Genomic DNA, 21,519 nt, shown 5'->3' with positions numbered 1-21,519 from the left:
ACGTCACTCAGCCGCGGTCGGTCCGGAGTAATCCGGTACCGACCGCGGCTGAGGCAGATGTGGGTGTTTTTTGGGTTTCATTACTCACTTGTTAGCGCAGTGACACTGTCTGGGAGACGAGGAGGTCGGTGCCGATGGTCCTCGCTCTGACTGTGTGCGGAATCGTGATCGCGCTCGTGGTGGTGGGACTGTTCCTGTTCGGGCTGCGCCGCCGACTGATCCAGCGCTCCGGTGGAACCTTCGACTGTTCGCTGCGCTGGGACGTGCCCGAGAAACCGGACGCGGGCGGCAAGGGCTGGAGCTACGGCGTCGCCCGCTACAACGGTGACCGGATCGAGTGGTACCGGGTCTTCTCCTACGCCCTGCGCCCGCGCCGCGTCCTGGAGCGCGCCGCCATCGAGGTGGCCGGCCGCCGGCTCCCGGAGGGCGAGGAGGAGCTGGCGCTGCTCTCCGACGCGGTGATCCTCGCCTGCACCCACCGGGGCACGCGCCTGGAACTGGCGATGAGCGAGGACGCGCTGACCGGATTCCTCGCGTGGCTGGAAGCGGCCCCGCCCGGACAGCGGGTGAACGTGGCGTAGCCGCACCCGCTTCCCCTGGCCGAGGCCGGGGGAGCGAATGCGGCTCCGAGCGGGTGCGCTCGCCTACAGGTTGTTGCTGATGGCGCTCACCAGCTCGCCGTTGCTGGTGTCACCGCTGAACTCCCAGAAGAACGCGCCGCCCAGGCCCTGGTTCTTGGCCCAGGTCATCTTGCCGGCGATGGTGGCCGGGGTGTCGTAGGACCACCAGTTGCTGCCGCAGTGCGCGTACGCGGTGCCCGCGACGGTGCCGGTGGCCGGGCAGGACGTCTTGAGCACCTTGTAGTCCTCGATGCCCTGCTCGTAGGTGCCCGCCGCCGGGCCCGTGGCCGTGCCGCCGGGGGCGTCCTGGGTGACGCCGGTCCAGCCGCGGCCGTAGAAGCCGATGCCGATGAGCAGCTTCTTCGCCGGAACACCGATCGCCTTGAACCTGGCCATCGCGTCGGCGGTGGTGAAGCCATCCTTCGGGATGCCGGAGTACGAGGTGAGCGGGGAGTGCGGGGCGGTCGGGCCCTTGGCGTCCCAGGCGCCGAAGAAGTCGTACGTCATCACGTTGTACCAGTCGACGGAGCTCGCGGCGCCGGCGTAGTCGGCGGCCTCGATCTTGCCGCCGTTCGAGCCGTCGGCGGTGGTGGCCGCGGTGACCAGGTTGTTCGAGCCGAACTTGGCGCGCAGCGCGGCCATGACGTTCTTGAAGGCCGCCGCCCCGCTGGTGTCACAGCTCAGCCCGCAGGCGTTCGGGTACTCCCAGTCGACGTCGATGCCGTCGAAGACGTCGGCCCAGCGCGGGTCCTCGACCAGGTCGTAGCAGGACTGCGCGAAGGCGGCCGGGTTCTTCGCGGCCTCGCCGAAGCCGCCGGACCAGGTCCACCCGCCGAAGGACCACAGCACCTTGATGTTCGGGTACTTGGCCTTGAGCTGACGGAGCTGGTTGAAGTTGCCGCGCAGCGGCTGGTCCCAGGTGTCGGCGGTGCCGCTGACGGACTGGTCGGCGGTGAACGCCTTGTCGTAGTCGGCGTAGGAGTCGCCGATCGCGCACTTGCCGCCGGTGACGTTGCCGAAGGCGTAGTTGATGTGCGTGATCTTGGCGGCGGAGCCGGACGTCACCAGGTTCTTGACGTTGTAGTTGCGCCCGTAGATGCCCCATTCGGTGAAGTAGCCGAGCTTGACCTTGTCGCCGGTGGGCGGGGGAGTGGTGCCGCCGCCGGTGGTGTGCACGGCGACCGCGCCGCTGACCGGTCCGGTCTGGTCGGCGGTGTCGCGGGCCCGCACGGTGTAGGAGTAGTCGGTGCCGGCGGTCAGACCGGTGTCGGTGTACGAGGCGGCCGTCACCGTGGAGACGACCTTGCCGTCGCGCAGGACGTCGTAGTTCTTGACGCCCTTGTCGTCGGTGGCCGCGCCCCAGGAGAGCTTCACCGAGGTGTCGGTGATGCCGGAGGCGGTCGGGGTGCCGGGGGCGGAGGGCGCCGCGTCACCGGGGACCGTGGTGCCGTCGCAGCTGTCCCCGTTCAGCTTGCAGTTGGACGGGGAGCCGGGACCCGCTCCGTTGAATCCGAAGGAGACGGTGGCACCAGGGGCGATGCTGCCGTTGTAGGACTTGTTCTTGGCGGTCCAGTGGGTGCCGGAGTTCGTGACGTCCGCGTCCCACGCGGAGGTGACGGACGTACCGGAGGGGAAGTCCCACTCGACGGTCCAGGAACTGATGGCGCTGGTACCGGTGTTCTTCACGGTCCACTGCCCGCCGAAGCCGGTGCCCCAGTCGCTGGTCTTGGTGAAGCTCGCCGTCGCGTTCGCCGCGGCCTGGGCGGGGCTCGCGAGACCGACCAGGCCGGCCAGGGGGAGCAACAGGGTCGCGAACCCTGCCGCGGCTCTGTGTCTGAAGCGCATGCTGCGCCTCCCTCTTCATCGGGGGTGTCAGGGGCATGACTGAGCCTTCACGCCCACAGTGCCGCGAGAATAGAAAGGTCTGGACCACATGGTCAATAGGTCTGGACCACTTGTCCTCGACTCCGGCCGGATCCCCAACTCCTGGTCCAGAAAACCGGCTTGCCCCCGGCCGTGCGGCTCCGCCCTCCCCGGCAGACGGCTGACATGCGCCTTCGCCGTGCCGTCCGCCGCCTGTGGGCGCCGGGCGATCTCCGCGTCGGGCAGCCCCTGGCCGGCGCCCTGGCGGCCCCAGGAAACGGCACGGCCCGCGCCCTCCACGAGTGGAAGGTCGCGGGCCGCCGGATCCTGGCCTCGCCGGTCGCCCCGGCCGTCCGGCTAGCGCTCCCCGCCCGGCACCCACAGCACGTCGCCGGTGTCCTTGTTCGCCGTCCGGGCCAGGATGAACAGCAGGTCGGACAGACGGTTGAGGTAGGTCGCGGTCAGCGGGTTCATCACCTCGCCGTGCGCCTCCAGCGCCGCCCAGGTGGAGCGCTCGGCCCGGCGGACCACCGTGCACGCCTGGTGCAGCAGCGCGGCGCCGGCGGTGCCGCCCGGGAGGATGAAGGAGCGCAGCTTCTCCAGCCGCTCGTTGAAGCGGTCGCAGTCCGCCTCCAGCCGGTCGATGTAGAACTGCTCGACCCGCAGCGGCGGGAACTCCGGGTTCTCCTTGACCGGCGTCGACAGGTCCGCGCCCACGTCGAACAGATCGTTCTGGACGCGGGTGAGGACCTCGACGATCTCCGCGTCCAGGCCGCCCAGCGCGATCGCCGTGCCGAGCACCGCGTTCGCCTCGTTGGCGTCGGCGTACGCCGAGATCCTGAGGTCCGTCTTGGCGACCCTGCTCATGTCGCCGAGGGCGGTGGTGCCCTTGTCGCCGGTCCTGGTGTAGATGCGCGTCAGATTGACCATGTGACCAGCGTAGTTACGCTCCGGCCGTGCGGAACACGCGTGTGCCCACTGTCACGGTCAGCACGGCGAAACCTACCGCGACGAGACCGCCGTACAGCATGTGCGCACTCGTGTACCGGCCGACGTAGGCGTCGCGGACCGCGTCCACCAGATAGCGGAACGGCACGCAGTGCGAGAGCACGTCCAGCCAGGCCGGCGCGAGCGTCATCGGGAGCATCAGGCCGGACAGCAGCATCGACGGCATCGACACCGCGTTGATCAGCGGCCCGAACTCCTGCGGGGTGCGCACCTTCATCGCCAGCGCGTACGACAGCGAGGCCAGCGACACCGTGAGCAGGGCGACGAAGCCGAAGCCGATGAGGATGCCCGGCAGCGGTGCGCGCAGGCCCATCACGAGCGCGGCCAGCACCAGCAGCACCGCCTGGAGGACGAAGACCGTGGCGTCCCGCAGGACCCGGCCGAGGAGCAGGGCGAGACGGCTGACGGGGGTGACCCGCATTCGCTCCAGCACTCCCTGGGCGTTCTCCATGATGATGGTGAATCCCGCGAACAGGGCACCGAACAGGCCCAGTTGGAGCAGCAGGCCGGGCACCAGCACCTGCCAGGAGCTGCCGTCGCGGCCCAGCGGCAGGCCGGTGAGCAGCGGCCCGAAGAAGAGGAGGTACAGCAGGGGCGTCAGCACACCGAAGAGCAGGGCGAAACGCGAGCGCAGGGACTGACGGAGATAGCGGCCGTAGACGAGGGCCGTGTCGGGCAGCAGCATGCGGGCGTCCTATACGGCGAGGGGGGCGGCGTCGGCCGGGGCGGGACCGCGGCCGGTGATGGCGAGGAAGGTGTCCTGGAGGGTGGCGTCGATCGAGCCGCCGTGCGCCAGCTTGAGCGCGCTCGGCGTGCCGTCGGCCACCACGACACCCCGGTCGACGACGACCAGGCGGTCGGCGAGGGCGTCGGCCTCGTCCAGGTAGTGGGTGGTCAGGCAGACGGTCGTACCGTGCCGGTCACGGAGCCCGCGGACCAGGTCCCACAGGTCGGCGCGGCTGCCGGGGTCCAGACCGGTCGTCGGCTCGTCCAGGAACAGCACCTTCGGGCGGTGGGTGAGCGCCATCGCGATGTCCAGACGGCGCCGCTGGCCACCGGAGAGCGCGGCCGTCCTGCGGTCGAGCAGCTCGGTGAGGTCCAGCTCGCGGGCGAGTTCGGCGGTGCGCCGGACCGCCTCGGCCTTCGGCAGGCGGTACATCCGGGCCTGGGTGACCAGCTCCTCCCGGACGGTGACCTGCGGATCAACCCCGCCTGACTGGGCGACGTACCCGCAGACCCGGCGCACTCCGCCCGGCTCGGTGGCCAGGTCGTACCCGGCGACGGTCGCCGCGCCGCCGGTGGGCTTCAGCAGGGTGGTGAGCATCCGGAGGGTGGTGGTCTTGCCGGCGCCGTTGGGCCCGAGGAGGCCGAGGATCTCCCCCTCCCGGACGGCGAGGTCGACACACCGTACGGCCTCCACCGGGCCGGCTTTCGTCTGGAAGGTGCGGGCCAGTCCTGCCGCGCTGATGACTGCTGCCATGGCGTACAGAAAAACAGAGGCTCTTAAATTTTGCAATGACACCAAGTTTTCATCGGGTCCAGCGAAGTTAGGATGCGGGCATGGCTGAGGGGCTCAGGGAACGGAAGAAACGGCAGACCAGGCAGTACATCTCGGATGTCGCCACGGGACTGTTCGTCGAGCGCGGATTCGACGCGGTGACGGTCGCGGAGATCGCCGAAGCGGCCGACGTCTCCGTCAACACCGTCTACAACTACTTCCCCGCCAAGGAGGACCTGTTCTTCGACCGCTCCGCAGGCATGGTCGACCGGCTCGCCCGCTGGGTGCGCGGCCGCCCGGCCGGGGAGTCGGCGGTCACCGCGGTGCTGCGCGAACTGCGCGAGGAGGTCGAGGCCGTGTCCCCGCGGGTGGGGCTCATCCCCGGATACGCGGCGTTCATGAGGGTCATCGAGGAGGCCCCCGCCCTGCGCTCCCGGCTGTGGGGCATCGGCCAGGAGGTGCAGTCCACCCTGGAGCGGGAGCTGCGCGAGGAGACCGGCGCCGCGGACGACGACGACCTGCCGCATCTGATGGCCGGCCAGATCGCCTGGGCACACAGTACGGTCATGGCGGTCATCGGCCGAGAGATGGTCAGGGGGCGCGATCCGCGCGATGTCTCGCGGGAGGTGCTCGCCCTCCTCGACGACATCGAGGACCTGCTGAGCGAGCAGGTCCTCACGTACGCGGTGCGCCCCGGGGCCTGAGGGCCCTGAAGGTCCTCGGTGACCTGACTCCGGTGGCCCGGCCTGGCGGGGCCGGGCCGGGCCCGCGTCAGCCGATGGCGATGCGCGGGTGGGCGCCGGGGCGGATCCAGGACATGATGCCGTCCATCGTGGCGCGCGGCACCGACACACAGCCGGCCGTCGCCCCCGATCCGTTGACGTGCAGGAAGATCCCCGCACCCCGGCCCGGGGTGGCCGGCCACCGGTTGAAGTTGATGACGAGGGCCTTGGCGTACTGGGTCGGGTAGTTGACCAGGTGCTCGCTGCCCCGGTCCCCGGACTCCGTGAGCGGGAAGTCGGCGCCCGCCTCGCCGTGCATCGAGTTGTAGTACTTCGACTGCGGGTCCTCCACCCACCAGTCGTCGGACCCGACCACGTGGTACGGCATGCTCGTGCCGCCCGCCTGGACGCCGAACCCCTCGGTGATGGTGTAGGTCCCGGACGGCGTGGTGTACGTGCTCTGCCGCCGGGTCGCCCCGTTCGTCACGCCGTTCGACCCGACCCGCCCGGCACTGGTGCTGAACTGCGCCTTCCAGCCGGCGGCTCCCTTGGCCCAGGCCGTGACCGTGGCGTAGGAGCCGCTCGCCTTGACGGTGATGACCTGGGTGGCGTCGCCGACCTCGACCGGGACGGGGAAGTCGGGCGCGCTGCCGGTACCCGAACTCCCCGTGCCCGCGCCTGAACCGCCGCCGGAACGGGCGGGGGCACCGGAGGCGGACGGAGCCTTGTCCGAGGAGGCGCGGGTGCTCGGTCCGGCCGACGCGGACGACGTGGCGGAGGCCGAAGCGGAGGCGGATGCCGAAGCGGACGCGGACGCGCTCGCGGACCCGGTGGGCGAGGCGCCGGGCGTGGCGGTGGCCTCGGCGGCGACCTGCTCGGCCGGGCCGGCGTCGGCATCGCCGCTTCCGCAGCCCGACACGAGGAGCAGCGCACCGCCTGCCGCGGCCGTGGCGAGGAGCCTGCGGGGGCGGGACGGGACGGGCCGGGAGACGAGCGGAACGGATGTTTCGGGCAGCACGAGGTGACCCTTCATCGAGGTGAGGGTGGGGGAGCCGGGAAGAGGGGCGGGCGGCCGGCGCGAGGGACTCAGCCCTCCTTCGGGCCCTCCGGGGCGGGCAGGGCGCCGGAGCAGGTGGCACGGCCGAAGTTCCCGCTGGCGGTGGCGCTCTGGACGTGGTGGCCGCGGACGGCGAGCGCGCAGTGCGCGGTGCCGCCGTCCTCGCCGAGCACGATGCTGATGAGCGGGTCCCGGCCGACCGGGACCTCGACGGTCCGGTGCCAGGGCAGCCGGGCGGCCCGGACCACGGTGGCCGTCCCGGACTCGCTGCTGGCCTGGAAGGTGAGGTCGGCGGTGCCCGTGCCGGTCACCTCGTAGGTGACGGAGGCGGTGGGGGTGCGGTGCCGGGCCGGGGCGGAGTCCCCGTCACCGCCGAGGACGCCGTACAGCACGAGCCCGCCGCACGCGGCCAGCACGCCGCCGGCGACGAGCAGGCCGGCCCGGTCCGGGCGGCGGCCGGCACTGGCGGCCGGCGACTGGTCCTTTTCCGTTGTGCTCGCGGATTCCGCGCTTTCTTCAACGGTTTCCGAATTTTCCTCGGCAGACTCCGCCGACGGCTTTTCCTCGCCCATGAACAATCCCTTTCAGCTCCGGAACCGGCCCCTTATACGTGATGGCGCACGACGGTCGCAAGCGGGCGGACAAAACGGGCGGAGAAATCCCGCGAGTGGCGAAGTGTCGGACTTGGGGGATCACTTGACACAGCATCACCCGGGTGATTAGAACCGCGGCGCCGCTACGTCTGACCTGGCTCTTCTTCGGAGTCCGGTGTGCACGTTGCCGGTTTTTACGACGCCAAACACGAAGAAAGGGTTGCGGTGAAACCCAAATTGGGCAGGCTTGCCGCGTGCCTTGTGGTCTCCGCGGTGGTCAGTACCGCGTTGCCGCAGGTCGCATATGCGGCATCGGACTCCGATGATGGTGGCGGAAAGGGGATAGTCGACACCGTAAAGGGCTGGTTCGGCGCTGACGGCGACGAGCACGAGCTCGCGGCGCCCCCGTCGCACGACGAGCTGGAGGTCGCCGACCGGCAGAAGCTGCCGAGGGGCAAGCGGGCGGCCAAGGCGAAGCGGGTCGCGGAGCTGAAGAGCCGGCGTACGTCGAGTGCGCGGTTCTGGCGGATGTCGGACGGCCGGGTGCAGGCGGAGTTGTCGGCGGTGCCGACGTCGTACCGTTCGGGCTCGGGGAAGAAGGCTTCCTGGAAGCCGATCGACACGACCGTCCACGCGACGGATGCGAAGGGCTTCGACTTCTCCAACACGGCGAACGAGGGCCGGAGCTGGTTCGGCTCGCACGCGGGCCGGCTGGTGAAGTTCCAGTCGCCGGACGGCCGTTCGGTCACCCTCGGCCTCAAGGGCGCCGACGCCTTGAGGCCGGTGGCGAAGGGCTCGACGGTCACGTACAAGGACGCGGTCGACGGGGCCGATCTGGAGTACGGGGTTGGCCGGGGCCGGGTGAAGGAGAACATCACCCTGGCGAAGCGCCCGAGCGGTCCGGTGCGGTTCACGTTCACGCTGGACACCGACGGGCTGGTGCCTAAGGCACGCAAGGACGGCTCGATCGCGCTGTACGGCGAACTGCCGCACACGCCGGTGATGGTGATCCCGGCGCCGTTCATGACGGACGCGAAGAAGGCCGACAAGTCGGTCTTCGGCAAGACCTACAGCACGCGCGTCTCGCAGAAGCTCACCAAGGACGGCAAGTCCTGGAAGCTGACGGTGACGCCGGACACCAAGTGGCTGGCCGCCAAGGAGCGCCAGTACCCGGTCGTCATCGACCCGACGATCACGATCGCGCCGTCGCCGACGGACTCGCAGGACACGATGGTCCTGTCGGACCAGGCGTCGACGAACTTCAACACCACGTGGAAGCTGTCGGCGGGCAAGACTGACACGGGCATCTCGCGTTCACTGATCAAGTTCCCGCTGAGCGAGATCCCGTCGGGCACGAACATCGACTCTGCCCGCCTGGAGATGTACTTCGACCAGGCGCACACCACCAACGCCAACGACGTCACCATCGGCGCCTACCGGGCGACCGGGGCGTGGGACGAGTCGACGGCGACCTGGTCCAACACCAGTGGCCTGGTGGGCGAGCTGTCCGGTACGAGCGTCCAGGTGGACGACGGTGACGCCGGGACGACGGCCGCGGTGGGCACGTGGAAGCCGGGGTCGACGTCGTACGGTATCGACGGCGACTACCTGTACAACAAGGACGCGGTCCTCGGGGACACCTACACCTGGCAGCCGAACCTGCCGGAGGCCGCGTCGTACCGGGTGGACACGCACTACGTGCAGGCCTCCGACCGGTCGACCGCGGCTCCGTTCACGGTGACGAGCAGCGATCCGGCCGCGACGTACACGGTGGACCAGACGGCCGGCTCGGCCGGTGTGTGGGCTTCCCTCAAGGGCGGCTCGCAGATCAACTTCGCCAAGGGCACCGCGGGCAAGGTGGTGCTGAAGGACACCGACGCCACGCATGCGGTGATCGCGGACGCGATGCGTTTCGTGAACCCGGCGTCGATCGTGAAGAACACCGGTGAGTACAACCAGTGGCACAAGTTCCCGGTCACCGACACCGTCCAGCAGTGGCTGGACGGCACGTCCACCAACAACGGTTTCGTGCTCAAGGCCACCGACGAGTCGGCGACCGCGCCGACCGGCGGCCCGCGGTATGAGTCGGGTGACGGTGACTACGGCGGCGAGACGGCGACGATCCCGCGCCTGACGGTGACCTACGGCAAGGTCGGCACCACGCTGAACTCGCCGACCGTTATCCACGGCACGGGCCCGGAGCTGTCCTGGAAGGCCTACTCCAACACCACCGGTGACAGCGGTCTGGACATCGTGGAGTACCAGCTCCACCGCTCCACGCAGCAGGCGTTCACTCCGTCCGCGGCCACCCTGGTCGCCCCGGTCGACAAGTCGACGACCGCCTACACGGACACCACCGCCACCCCGACGCCGGACACCTCGTCGGCGGAGATCGGCCGGTCGTACTACTACCAGCTCGCCGTGAAGACGAAGAACGGCCAGCTGCTGGGTTCCCCGACCCGCATCGTGGGCGTGCCGAAGGCCGGCCGCACCATGCGGCTGATCCAGGGCACCTCCGGGGTCACCGACACCACGTTGTCGTCCGGTCAGCCGACCACCAACGAGGACACCATCGCCTCCTTCGGCGTCGGTCAGAAGTGGCTGGAGGTGGGCAACAACTCCACCACCTACGGCAAGGCCCGCGCGGCCATGAAGTTCACCACGTCCAGCATTCCGACATCCGCCACGGTCCTTGAATCGCGGCTTTTCATGTGGGGCGCGGAGACGACGACCGGTACGAACGGCGCGATCTACGAGCTGCACGGCCTGAACAAGGACTTCAACGAGACCCAGGCCACCTGGAACAACGCCACCTCCACCACCGCGTGGACCACGGCCGGCGGTGACTACTCCGGCACCGTCTCCGACACGGTGGCACAGGTCTCCGAGGTCGGCCGGCACTGGTGGGACGCGACCTCCCTGACCCAGGGCTGGATCAAGACACCGACCAGCAATCACGGCGCGCTGGTCAAGCTGAAGGACGAGACGACCACCGGGCCGCAGGAGCGGTCGCTGTTCCTGGCCTCGGAGGCGCCCGACCCGCAGCTCGGCCCGCTGCTGCGGGTGATCTACGTCGACTCCACGACCGCGGACACCTACTACGCGCCGCAGACCCCGGCCCGGATGACCCCGAACTCCACGTACACGGTGGACTTCACAGTCACCAACACCACGTCGAGCGCGTGGGCGGCCGGTGAGCGGCAGCTGTCCTACACCTGGCAGCTCCCCGACGGCACGGACGTGACGACGGGCGGCAACCAGGCGGCGACCGCTATCCCGGCGCTCAGCCCCGGCCAGTCGGCGACGATCAAGGCGACGGTGAAGACGCCGATCAACTCCGACTCCGGCAACAAGCGCACGGACTACGTGCTCGGCTGGGACGTGAAGAAGGTGGCGGACGGGTCCTGGCTGTCGGCGACGAACACCTCGATCTCACCGCTGAAGCAGAACGTGGCGGTGGAGGACCCCACCTCCAACGCGCTGGGTCTGGAGAAGTTCTACTCCTACACGGGCAAGAACACCGGTGCCGGCTCGACGGTGATGAACAACCTCGCCTCGGGCAACAGCGTGTGGTCGTACAACGCGTTCACCAACCCCGGCCGCGGTCTGACGACGTTCGCCCGCTTCGCCTACAACTCACTCGACACGTCCGACACCGTCTCGGGCGCGGGCTGGTCCGCGCAGCTCGCCGGGCCGATCCGCCTCGGTGCGGCGCTGGACTTCCACCCGAACCCCAACCCGACCGAGATCCGTCTGCCCGACGGTGACGGCACCACGCATGTCTTCACCAAGCAGGCGGACGGCAGCTGGAAGGCCCCGGCGGGCGTCCACTACCGCATCACCGCCAAGGCAGGCCTGGACTGCACCCCGAACAAGGACCCGATACCGGACGCCTGGACACTCCTGCGCCCGGACGGCACCCGCTTCCTGTTCGGCTGTGACGGCTATCTGACGTCGGCGGTCGACAAGAACGGCAACACGCAGACCTACACGTATGAGGAACGCAAGTCCAACAACAAGCCGACCAAGTTCCTCACCTACATCACCGACCCGGCCGGCCGTCAGTCGCTGACGATCGACTACTACGAGAAGGGCGACGCGTCGTACGAGTACATCGACGACACGGGCGCCAAGGTCAGCGACACCAACCTGACCAACTCCAAGATCTACGACCACGTGAAGTCCATGACGGACATCTCGGGCCGGAAGATCTCCTTCTTCTACACGACGAAGGGCCTGCTCGGTCAGTTCACCGACGGCGACGGCTCCAGCCAGCCCAAGGTCTTCAAGTTCACCTACGACGCCACCCAGGGCAACAAGAACGTCAAGCTGGTCAAGGCCACCGACCCCCGCGGCCACGGCACCCAGCTCGCGTACTACGAGCCCAAGACCGGTGACGACCCGAAGTACCACTGGTGGACGAAGACCGTCACCGACCGCCTCGGCGGCGACACCGGATTCGCCTACGCGGCCGACACGGCGAACACCAAGTTCACCGACACCACCGTCACCGACGCCGAGACGCACGCCACGAAGTACGTGACGGACGACTTCGGCCGCCCGGTCCAGACGACGAACGCCAAGTCCAAGACCACCAAGATGAGCTGGGACGCGGACAACAACGTCACCTATCTGGAGGAGGACAACGGCGCCAAGACCGCGTATTGCTACGACCAGAAGACGGGCTACCCGCTCTGGCAGCGCGACGCGGAGAACAACAAGGCCGGCGTCCCCGACCAGACGGCCACCTGCGTCACCGACTCCACCAAGTGGCCCGCGAACGCGGCGAAGTACGAGTACCAGACCCGCGCCGACGGCTTCTCCGCGGACCTGTTCCGCAAGACCTCGCCCGAGGGGCGTGCCTGGCAGTTCGGCTACGACAGCTTCGGCAACGTGAAGACGGTCACCGACCCCAAGGGCGTCGCCACCGCCACGGCCGGTGACTACACCACGTCGTACGAGTACGACGCCTACGGCGAGCTGACCAAGGCCACGGACGCCAACAGCCACTCGACGACGTACAGCGGCTTCGGGCCGACCGGCTACCCTGCCACGATCACCAACGCGAAATCGAACGCGACGACGTACGTGTACGACGAGCGGGGGCAGGTTACCCAGGTCACCGACGCCTACGACAAGGTGACCACGCAGACGTACGACACGTACGGGCGTCCGCTGGTCAACACCGTGCCCAAGGACACGGGCGTCGTGATCACCACCCCGGCGCCGGTGTACGACGCGAACGACAACGTCACCACATCGACGGCGCCCAACGGCGCGGTCTCGACAGCGGCGTACGACGACGCGGACCAGGTCTCCTCGGCGACGGCGCCGGCGAACAACCAGACCGCCCCGCGCACGTCGACGTACACCTACGACAAGGTCGGCAACCTGAAGACGACGACCGAGCCCAAGGGCACGGCGACGACCTCGGATGCGACCGACTTCGTCACGACGAACAACTACGACGAGATCTATCAGCTCACGTCCGTGGTCAACGCGAACAGTGACAAGGTCTCCTACGAGTACGACACCGTCGGCAACGTCACCAAGGTCATCGACCCGAAGAAGAACGCGACCGCCGACACGACCGACTACACCACCAAGACCGACTACGACCTGGACCACCGGGCCACGGTCGCCACGGACGCGGCCGGCAAGACCAGCAAGAAGGGCTACGACAAGGACGGTCTGGTCACCTCGGCGACGGACGCCGAGAACAACACCACCACGATCACCTACGACGAGCGCGGCAAGCAGACCGAGGTCAAGGTCCCGCACGACGGCACCTCGCCGATCACGTACCGCTCCACGAAGTACGAGTACGACGAGGTCGGCAACACCACCAGGGTGCTCAGCCCGCGGGCCACGGCGGCCGGTTCCAGCGACGCCTTCACCGCCCGGACCGAGTACGACGAGCTGAACCGCCCGGTCAAGCAGTACCAGCCCTACGATCCGGCGGACTCCCGCTACAACGACCCGAACGTCTACACGCAGACCACGTACGACAAGGTGGGCCGGGTCGCCAAGACCTCCCTGCCCCCGTCGGACGGCGAGACGGTCCGCAACGACACCACCTACAGCTACTTCGACAACGACTGGGCGAAGTCGTCCACCGACCCGTGGGACATCGTCACCACCTACGACTACAACGACCTGGGCCAGCAGACCAAGCGGACCCTGACCTCGGCGGGCGGTTCGTCGGACCGCACCATGACGTGGGGCTACTACCCCGACGGCTCGCTGAAGTCCCGCGCGGACGACGGAGTCCCGGTGGGCAAGTCGGTCGTCCTGGTGGACAACTCCGACACCCAGAACACCTCCAAGACCGGCACCTGGACCAAGGGAGACGTCACCGGCCAGCAGGGCTACAACCACGAGACCCACGCGGCCGGCACCGGCACGGACGCCTACACGTGGACGCTCAACATCCCCAAGGACGGCACGTACGCCGCGTACGTGAAGTTCCCCAAGGTGACGGGCGCGGCGACCACGGCCAAGTACACGCTGACGTACGACGGCGGCACGGCCGACAAGACGATCGACCAGAACGCCACCGCCAACCAGGGCACCTGGGTCCCGCTCGGCTCCTTCGCCTTCAAGCAGGGCAACGCGGGCAAGCTCCAGTTGTTCCAGAACAGCGGCGGAGCCGTGGTCGCGGACGGCGTGAAGCTCGTCCGTGACACCAGCGGCGACCCGGCCGACACGGAGAAGAGCGACTTCGCCTACTCCTACGACCTCAACGGCAACCTGACATCGATCGACGACACCTCGTCGACCGCGAAGATCGACAACTACGCGATCACCTACACCGGCCTCAACCAGGTCCAGAAGGTCACCGAGAACCTGACCGGCACGGCGAAGAAGGCCACGTCGTACACCTACGACGCGAACAGCCTGCTGGACACCATCACCCACCCGGATCAGTTCTCCAAGTACACGTACGACCTGCGCGACCTGGTGAAGACGGTCTCGGTCGGCAAGTCCGCCACAGACTCCTCGCCGAAGGTGACGTCGTACACGTACACCGACCGCGGCCAGACACTCCAGGAGACCAAGGCCAACGGCAACACCGTCGACTACACGTACTACCTGGACGCCGTGCTGAAGGCGTCGGCGGAGAAGAAGCCGAACGGCACCCTCGTCTCCTCGCACGCCTACGACTACGATCCCAACGGGAACAAGTCGCAGGACGTCGCGAAGAAGATGAACGCCGACGACCACACGTCCTACCTGTCGTCGACGACGGACTACACCTACGACCCGGCCGACCGGCTGGCCAAGTCGGTGAAGACGGGCAACGGCGCGAGCACCGAAACCTACGTCCACGACAACAACGCCAACGTCGTCAGCCAGACGGTCAAGGGCACCACAACCACCTACAACTATGACCGCAACCGACTGCTGACCGCCGCCACCGGCGGCACGACGGCCAGCTACAACTACGATCCGTTCGGCCGCCAGGAATCCGTGACCTCCGGCGGGAAGACGATCAGCCGGAGCGTGTACGACGGCTTCGACCACGTCGTGGAGTCCCAGAAGATCGACGACACGGGCGCGATGAAGTCCACCAAGTACACCTTCGACGCGCTGGACCGCACCGTCTCGAAGACGGCGGACGGCAAGACCACGGACTACGAGTACCTGGGCCTGTCCTCGGAGATCCTGGACGAGAAGGTCGTCGGCACACTCACCAAGTCGTACCAGTACAGCCCGTGGGGCGAGCGCCTGTCGCAGGTCAAGCACAACAGCGACGGCACGACCGAGGACGGTTACTACGGCTACAACAGCCACAGCGACGTCGAGACCCTCACAGACGGCAACGGTGACACCAAGGCCACTTACGGTTACACCGCCTACGGCAACAACGACGACTCGGAGTTCACCGGTATCGACAAGCCGGACCCGGCCGACCCCACCAAGGAGGAGTACAACCCCTACCGTTTCAACGCCAAGCGCTGGGACGCCCAGTCCGGCACCTACGACATGGGCTTCCGCGACTACAACCCCGGACTGAACCGCTTCACCACCCGGGACATGTACACCGGGGCCCTTGCGGACATGGGGCTCGGCACCGACCCGTACACCAGCAACCGGTACGCGTTCGCCGCGGGTAACCCCAGCACCTTCATCGAACTCGACGGGCACCAGCTGGAGGAGTGCGCGCAGGGCATCTACACCGGGTGCGTGAACGGTGTCCCCGGCAAGGACTCGGAGTACCACCCGGAACGGCTCCCTGAGCCGTCACCCGCCTTCTCGCCGTCCGACTTCGGTACGGACCGCGTGTTCAATTCGGCTTCTCCCGGCCTGGCCGACAACAATCGCCGGCTCAAGATGATCGCCGTCGGGTTGGCCTCGGAGGCCAGGGGCTACGAGAACGCCTCCCAACTCCTCTACCACTGGCTCAACGCCTCCGGGACGGACTATGAAGTCGATCCCCGCGAGATCATGCACGCGTACCCGGGCCTTGAGAGTCTCGTGGACGGTTACGTGTCCGGACAGAAGGGGAAGAGCGGTAGTTTCGACTCCGGGTGGTCCAACTTCAACGCGGGGAAGTGGATCGACGACCTGCACAAGAGCGGAAAGGACCTGCCGAAGGACGTCCAGGACGACTTCCAGGACTGGTACTACGCGCTCAACAGCGTGCAGTGGCGCGTCGTGGGGTCGTCCGACGGCCGGGGGAATTCCACCTACACCGTGCAGATGTTCAAGCGGTACAACTTCGGCAACGCCGAGGAAGGAAAGAAGGACTTCACCGCGGCAGGAGGGCTGGTACGGGTCAAGCAAGAGGGTCTCGCACACCTCAACGCGGTCGGCCTGGCCCAGGACTACAACGTAGTGGGAAGCGCGGGCTTCGCGTCCTACGGTCCCAACTACCCCTGCTGCGGTCGACTGCAGCCTTGATCTGACATCTTGGCCCGGGGATCGCCGTGGGCCTGGACAACGTGCCAGGCCCACCCCCCGATCCCCGGGCCGGGATACTCGAAGGGGTTATGTGTGTGGGGTTTGATCAAGACGGCCGTCGTCCTCACGATGTCGGTCGCATGTGTGACTGGATGCTCGCAATCCGACTCGAACAGCGATATTTCCAGCTCGTCGTGCACGAAGGACGCTGGCGAGAACCGGCTGCCGAAGAAGTTCGGGGTGGATGTGCCGCCGCACGTCAGGACCGTGCGGTGCCGGATCGTCGAGACCTGGGACAGCGAGTCCCTCTCGCTCGTATTCGACGGCTCGAAGCAGGCAGCCGACCGCCTGCTCGGGCAGTTCGGGCACAGTCTGAAAAGCCTGCGATGGGGGGAGACGTCGAGCGCCCTGCGACTCGACCAGTGGGGGGTCGACGAATGCTTCCCGGACGGGCTGAACGGACGTTGTTCATTCATCGAGTTCGAGACCGGCAAGGGGAACTTCGTCGTATTCGCTAAGAAATCACCCAACGGTTCGGTCCGTGTCAGTCTCGACATGACCCGGTCCTGACAGGAAAGAGGTGGACCTTCGATGAGGGCCGTCCAGGTCTGCGTGGACGCCGTGGTGGTCGCGTCGGCGGTGTCGGCCTGCGCGTTCGCCCCGGGCGTTATGGCCCGCCGTCCCAGTTCCACCGCTGCCGCGGGTCGCACCGTCTCGCCGCTTCGCGCACTGGCGCTGGTTACCGTGATGATCTACGTCAACCAGGTGCTGTTCACTGTGTACGTGCTGCGGCTGCACGAGGGCGATCCGTCGTTCGTCGCGCGGTACCTGCCGGCCGGGTGGTTCGAGCTCGCCTCCGGTAACCCGGTGCTCAGGCGCCTGGCGGAGGCGTTCCCGGCGCCAGCGCTCCTCGCTCCGTCCGTGCTCAGGGTGCAGGCATTCCTCGAGCTCCCCTTCGTTCTGCTGGCATTCTCGACCGTGCTGCGCTGGCTGGACGCCGACCTGTACCGGGGGATCGCCCGGTCCGCGCTGTTGCCGCTGGCCTCGGTGTCGTACACGGCCGTGTTCTGCCTGGTGGAGTGGGATCTGCGCAACCCCTACACCGTCGACGACATCGTGGTGCGAGGCGTCAGCGCCGTACTTACGCCCCTGTTCATCGCCCGCCTGGCGGGCCGTGACACCGCGGTGACGCGAACTCTCGCTTCAGGGCCCGCGCTGCTGGTGTTCATCGGGTCACTGGGCGCCCTGGGCGTGCTCGTGCTGGTGGTGTACGACACCGCCCTGCTCTACAACCTGGGGCGGCTGGACGACCGACTGCCGGTCGCGCTGGCCGCCGCGGGTGTGCTGGCCGGCCTGCGCTGGGCGGCACACCGGAGCCGAGCAGACCGAGCAGGGCCCGACCTCGCGGTGCCGTTTGTGCGGCATGCCCTGCGGTACTGGCTGGCGCTGTTCTTCGTGCCGGCGCTCGTGGTGCGGTACGGCGTCCTGTTCGGGACGCCGCAGCTGGCGGCCGCTGCGGCGCTGGCCCTGGCGGCGACCGCCTGCGCATGGGCGGGACGTGTCGTCTTGGCCGGGGCGCGGCACGCGACGGGCGGGCCGGGCCGTTCGGCCGGGCGCCGGGTGCTCGCGCTCGTGCTGCTTGGGGAACTGGCGTGTGCCGTACTCGCGGGCGCGGGCGCCGCGTACCTGGCGGCGAGGCTGAGCCCGCCGTCCTACTACGAGGTCAGGCTGCTGTCGGTGGCGTCCGCCTTCCTGGTGACGGCGGTGGTGATGTGCCGGCTCGGCGATGCCGTGAACCGGCGAGGAGGGCCATGGACGGCATGCTGAGGATCGAAGCGCTGGAGGCCGCGCTGCCGGCGATGACACGGTGCCGTGTGCCAGGAGGCCGCGCCGTGGACTGGGCCGCCCTGGAGGCGGCCCTCGGGACGGCGTTGCCCTCGGACTTCCGCTCGCTGGCGGAGGCGTATCCCGTGCTGGTCGTCGACGACTTCCTGATGGTGTCCCTTCCCCGGCCCGGAGGTGAGGTGGCGTGGGCGTCCGCGTCCAGGAACGACGAGATCCTTCAGGACCTCTACGAGATGGGGGACACCGAGGACTACGTCCCCTTCCCCCGGCCGGGAGGCCTCATCGGCTGGGCGTCGTCCAACTCGGGGGACGACTTCTACTGGCGGACGAGCCCCGCGGACCCGGACGCATGGCCGGTGGTCGTCCGCACGGACAACGCCGACTGGATGGAGTTCCCGGTCGTCGCCGTCGAGTTCCTGGCCGGCGTGTACGGGCGCACCATCGATGTGCCGGGCATGCCCCGGAATTTCCCCCGCGACCACCCGGAGGTGCTGGGCCTGAGCGACTGACGGTCGCCCCAGCCCCGGCCACATGCGGGAAACCGTCGCCCCCGGGACCCCGGGGGCGACGGTTCGCCCCGGTTCGCCCGGGCGTTGGCGATCGCGTCGGCGGCTGCTGTATAAACGGGCCGCCCAAGAACCTCCCGCACCTTCCGAAGGGTTCGTTCGTGCTGTCCGGAATACGTTCCAGCCGCGGTGGACACCGTGTCCTCGGCGTCGCCCTGGTCGTGGCCGCCGTGGCCGTGACCGGATGTTCCCCGCTCGGTGGCGAGCCGAAGCCGGCGCGGAAGCTGCACGCCTCGAAGACCGCGCGGGCCGGATCCGGGCCGACCGGCACGCCCCGTTCCGCGGCGAGTGCCGCGCCGGACCCGAGGACCGCCGTGCAGTTCGTCGCCCGTGCCCGGCGGGCCATGGAGGACGAGCAGGGGTGGACGTTCGTCCTGCGCGGCAGTGAGTCCGCCGTCATGCGGGGACAGGCGCCGTCCAGCGCCACGTACACCGCGACGGTGCACCGCACCACCGGCCCCGAGGCGCTCCAGCAGACCGGCACTGTCACCACCGGCAAGGGGGAGCGCAAGTCCGAGGTGGTGTACGTCGTCGGCGGTACGGGTTACGTCAAGGACGGCGCCGGCGCCTGGAAGAAGGGGCCGCTGTCCGACCCCGGCATCGCCAATGACGTCGAGGACCCCCTGGCGGAGCTGGACGCGTTCGAGGCGTACGCCAAGAGCGCGAAGGTGAGCCGCCGCACGGGGGCGGGCGGCGGTCTCGTGCGGCTCCAGGTCGACGCGTCCGGCTGGCAACTGTCCGCCGCCCGCGGCCGTCCCGCGCTGAAGCGTGCGGTGCGGGAGGTGGAACCAACCCTGGCTCAGCTGCGGAAGGCCGGGGTGACGGCCACCGACGGCCGGATCACCCTCAAGAGCTTCACCGAGACGTGGGACCTGGACGCGACGCACGGGTACCGGCTCGCGTCACACCGTTACGCGTTCACCTTCCTCGTCCCGTTCCAGGGCGGCGACATCACGGTGAGCCAGGAGGTACGGGCCGACAACCGGGGCGTGTTCACCGGGCGCGTGGCCCTGCCCGCCGACGCGACGTGACGGCGGCCACCGGCCTGTCCCAACGCGGCGCCCGGCCCGGCGCCCGGCCCGGCGAGCGAGGGCGACGCTAGTCCGCCGTCACTCCCCAGTACCCGATCCGTTCCGGCGCCCGGCCCGGCGAGCGAGGGCGACGCTAGTCCGCCGTCACTCCCCAGTACCCGATCCGTTCCGGCTCCCCGTTCTCGTACAGCACCGTGCATCTGCCCTGTGCCCGGTCCGGGAAGTCCAGCCGGTCCGAGTCCAGGGCCGCCTCCCAGTCGGCGTGGGTGGGGCGGCCGGCGGGGGCCCAGGCGCGGATCTCCTCCTCCGTCAGCGGGCGCATGAAGGGGCCGTCGTCTTCGGGATCCGTGGCGTCGATCAGCTCGGGCTGGTCGAGGACCGTGCCCGTGCCGCCGGTGAAAACGTACTCGTGCCAGGGCGGGTCCTCCCACAGCTCTTCCACGGTCCGGCCCGGGAATCCGTGGTCGTCCCTCGCCAGTTCCGCCTCCTGGGCCCGGCGGAACGCCGCCGCCAGATCCCGCTGTAAGGGCCCGTGGGCGTCCAGCAGTTGCCGCCCATCTCGATGCCTCTCCCCTCGGCTCCCCGGTCAGTGCTGGGTCAGCGTAGGAGGCGGTACTGACATCGATATCGAAGGGCGGGCCGCGCGGCGGGCCGCGGACGTGACCGGCATCTCACCCCGTGAGACGTGAAACGCGTTACTAACTCCGCCGCTGCGCCCCTCACGGGCGCTAGTGTCCGGCCGAGAGATAGGCCCCGGCGTGACCTTTTCGCCTGCCCGGCGGCGTCCGGTGAAGCAACTGCCCCAGGACGCCGGGATCAGAACCGCGAGCGGACCAGGGGAAGACGACGCCAGGGCCTGACGACAGCGCGTATCAGGGGAGTCGCACAGTGGCACGGAAGCTCGCCGTCATCGGGGCCGGCCTCATGGGGTCCGGAATCGCTCAGGTCGCCGCGCAGGCGGGCTGGGACGTCGTCCTGCGGGACGTCACCGACGAGGCCCTCAAGCGTGGCACCGACGGCATCAAGGCCTCGTACGACAAGTTCGTGAGCAAGGGCAAGCTGGAGGCGCACGACGCCGACACCGCCCTCGGCCGCATCACCGCGACCACCGACCTGGACGCCGCCGTCGACGCCGACATCGTCGTCGAGGCCGTCTTCGAGAAGCTCGAGGTGAAGCACGAGATCTTCCGAGCGCTCGACAAGATCGTGCGGCCGGACACCGTGCTCGCGTCCAACACCTCCGCCATCCCGATCACCAAGATCGCGGCGGCCACCGAGCACCCCGAGCGGGTCGTCGGTGTGCACTTCTTCTCGCCGGTGCCGATGATGCAGCTCGTCGAGCTGGTCCGCGGTTACAAGACCAGCGACGAAACCCTCGCCACCGCGCGGGAGTTCGCCGAGTCGGTCGGCAAGACCTGCATCGTCGTCAACCGGGACGTGGCGGGCTTCGTCACCACCCGCCTCATCTCGGCCCTCGTCGTCGAGGCGACGAAGCTGTACGAGTCGGGCGTCGCCACGGCCGAGGACATCGACCTCGCCTGCAAGCTGGGCTTCGGCCACGCCATGGGCCCGCTGGCCACCGCGGACCTCACCGGCGTCGACATCCTGCTGCACGCCACCGGCAACATCTACACCGAGTCGCAGGACGAGAAGTTCGCCCCGCCGGAGCTGATGCGCCGGATGGTGGACGCCGGTGACATCGGCCGCAAGAGCGGGCAGGGCTTCTACAAGTACTGACCGTCCGGATCCGTACGAATCCGGACTCACGCCCCGGGAACATCACTCCCGGGGGTGAATTCGGTATCGGTTCGC

The 21,519-nt window shown here is 68.7% G+C and carries 15 protein-coding genes; 8 read left to right on the top strand and 7 right to left on the bottom strand.

Going from position 1 to position 21,519, the window contains the following annotated elements; translation table 11 throughout:
• Nucleotides 1-134: 134 nt before the first annotated feature.
• Nucleotides 135-581 (top strand): DUF2550 domain-containing protein, encoded by a 447-nt coding sequence (locus AB0924_RS29235; protein WP_358935954.1) that lies wholly within the window; start codon nt 135-137, stop codon nt 579-581.
• A gap of 63 nt (nt 582-644) precedes the next feature.
• Here the strand turns inward: AB0924_RS29235 and AB0924_RS29230 are convergent, their stop codons facing one another.
• The 4 genes from AB0924_RS29230 to AB0924_RS29215 all read right to left on the bottom strand — a co-directional run bounded on the left by AB0924_RS29230 (nt 645) and on the right by AB0924_RS29215 (nt 4,971).
• Nucleotides 645-2,465 (bottom strand): glycoside hydrolase family 18 chitinase, encoded by a 1,821-nt coding sequence (locus tag AB0924_RS29230; RefSeq protein ID WP_366912954.1) that lies wholly within the window; start codon nt 2,463-2,465, stop codon nt 645-647.
• A gap of 375 nt (nt 2,466-2,840) precedes the next feature.
• Nucleotides 2,841-3,413 (bottom strand): cob(I)yrinic acid a,c-diamide adenosyltransferase, encoded by a 573-nt coding sequence (locus tag AB0924_RS29225; RefSeq protein ID WP_358935958.1) that lies wholly within the window; start codon nt 3,411-3,413, stop codon nt 2,841-2,843.
• A 13-nt stretch (nt 3,414-3,426) separates the two neighbouring features.
• Nucleotides 3,427-4,176 carry an ABC transporter permease gene (locus AB0924_RS29220; RefSeq protein WP_366912953.1) on the bottom strand — a complete coding sequence of 250 codons (750 nt, stop codon included), beginning with the start codon at nt 4,174-4,176 and terminating at the stop codon, nt 3,427-3,429.
• Between the two features lie 9 nt (nt 4,177-4,185).
• Nucleotides 4,186-4,971, bottom strand: coding sequence for an ATP-binding cassette domain-containing protein (locus AB0924_RS29215; RefSeq protein WP_358935962.1), 786 nt, complete (start codon nt 4,969-4,971; stop codon nt 4,186-4,188).
• Between the two features lie 80 nt (nt 4,972-5,051).
• Here AB0924_RS29215 and AB0924_RS29210 point away from each other — a divergent pair, with 80 nt between their 5' ends.
• Complete coding sequence (locus tag AB0924_RS29210) at nt 5,052-5,693, top strand: TetR/AcrR family transcriptional regulator (protein WP_358935964.1); 642 nt, start codon at nt 5,052-5,054, stop codon at nt 5,691-5,693.
• 67 nt (nt 5,694-5,760) lie between these two features.
• On the opposite strand, the gene AB0924_RS29205 is transcribed toward AB0924_RS29210, so the two are convergent.
• Both AB0924_RS29205 and AB0924_RS29200 read right to left on the bottom strand, forming a co-directional pair.
• Complete coding sequence (locus tag AB0924_RS29205; RefSeq protein ID WP_358935966.1) at nt 5,761-6,744, bottom strand: L,D-transpeptidase family protein; 984 nt, start codon at nt 6,742-6,744, stop codon at nt 5,761-5,763.
• Between the two features lie 53 nt (nt 6,745-6,797).
• Nucleotides 6,798-7,340 (bottom strand): hypothetical protein, encoded by a 543-nt coding sequence (locus AB0924_RS29200; protein ID WP_358935968.1) that lies wholly within the window; start codon nt 7,338-7,340, stop codon nt 6,798-6,800.
• Nucleotides 7,341-8,591: 1,251 nt separating this feature from the next.
• On the opposite strand from AB0924_RS29200, the gene AB0924_RS29195 reads away from it, so the two are divergent.
• The 5 genes from AB0924_RS29195 to AB0924_RS29175 all read left to right on the top strand — a co-directional run bounded on the left by AB0924_RS29195 (nt 8,592) and on the right by AB0924_RS29175 (nt 19,707).
• Nucleotides 8,592-16,265 carry a DNRLRE domain-containing protein gene (locus tag AB0924_RS29195; RefSeq protein WP_366912979.1) on the top strand — a complete coding sequence of 2,558 codons (7,674 nt, stop codon included), beginning with the start codon at nt 8,592-8,594 and terminating at the stop codon, nt 16,263-16,265.
• Nucleotides 16,266-16,358: 93 nt separating this feature from the next.
• On the top strand, nt 16,359-16,835 hold the full coding sequence (locus tag AB0924_RS29190) for a hypothetical protein (protein ID WP_358935970.1): 477 nt from the start codon (nt 16,359-16,361) through the stop codon (nt 16,833-16,835).
• A gap of 21 nt (nt 16,836-16,856) precedes the next feature.
• Nucleotides 16,857-18,092 (top strand): hypothetical protein, encoded by a 1,236-nt coding sequence (locus AB0924_RS29185; RefSeq protein WP_358935972.1) that lies wholly within the window; start codon nt 16,857-16,859, stop codon nt 18,090-18,092.
• Nucleotides 18,086-18,619 (top strand): SMI1/KNR4 family protein, encoded by a 534-nt coding sequence (locus tag AB0924_RS29180; RefSeq protein WP_366912951.1) that lies wholly within the window; start codon nt 18,086-18,088, stop codon nt 18,617-18,619. The genes AB0924_RS29185 and AB0924_RS29180 overlap by 7 nt, the downstream gene beginning before the upstream one ends.
• A 158-nt stretch (nt 18,620-18,777) precedes the next feature.
• Complete coding sequence (locus AB0924_RS29175) at nt 18,778-19,707, top strand: hypothetical protein (protein ID WP_366912950.1); 930 nt, start codon at nt 18,778-18,780, stop codon at nt 19,705-19,707.
• Between the two features lie 133 nt (nt 19,708-19,840).
• Here the strand turns inward: AB0924_RS29175 and AB0924_RS29170 are convergent, their stop codons facing one another.
• A complete protein-coding gene (locus tag AB0924_RS29170; RefSeq protein ID WP_358935978.1) occupies nt 19,841-20,149 on the bottom strand; it encodes a hypothetical protein in 309 nt (102 codons plus the stop codon).
• A gap of 446 nt (nt 20,150-20,595) precedes the next feature.
• Between AB0924_RS29170 and AB0924_RS29165 the strand changes: the two genes are divergently transcribed.
• Nucleotides 20,596-21,444, top strand: coding sequence for a 3-hydroxyacyl-CoA dehydrogenase family protein (locus AB0924_RS29165; protein ID WP_366912949.1), 849 nt, complete (start codon nt 20,596-20,598; stop codon nt 21,442-21,444).
• Nucleotides 21,445-21,519 lie beyond the last annotated feature (75 nt).

Source organism: Streptomyces sp. NPDC047869, from assembly GCF_040704065.1.
Classification (GTDB): Bacteria; Actinomycetota; Actinomycetes; order Streptomycetales; family Streptomycetaceae; genus Streptomyces.
Note: the sequence above shows the minus strand (reverse complement) of the source record. Positions and strands in the feature narration are given on the sequence as shown.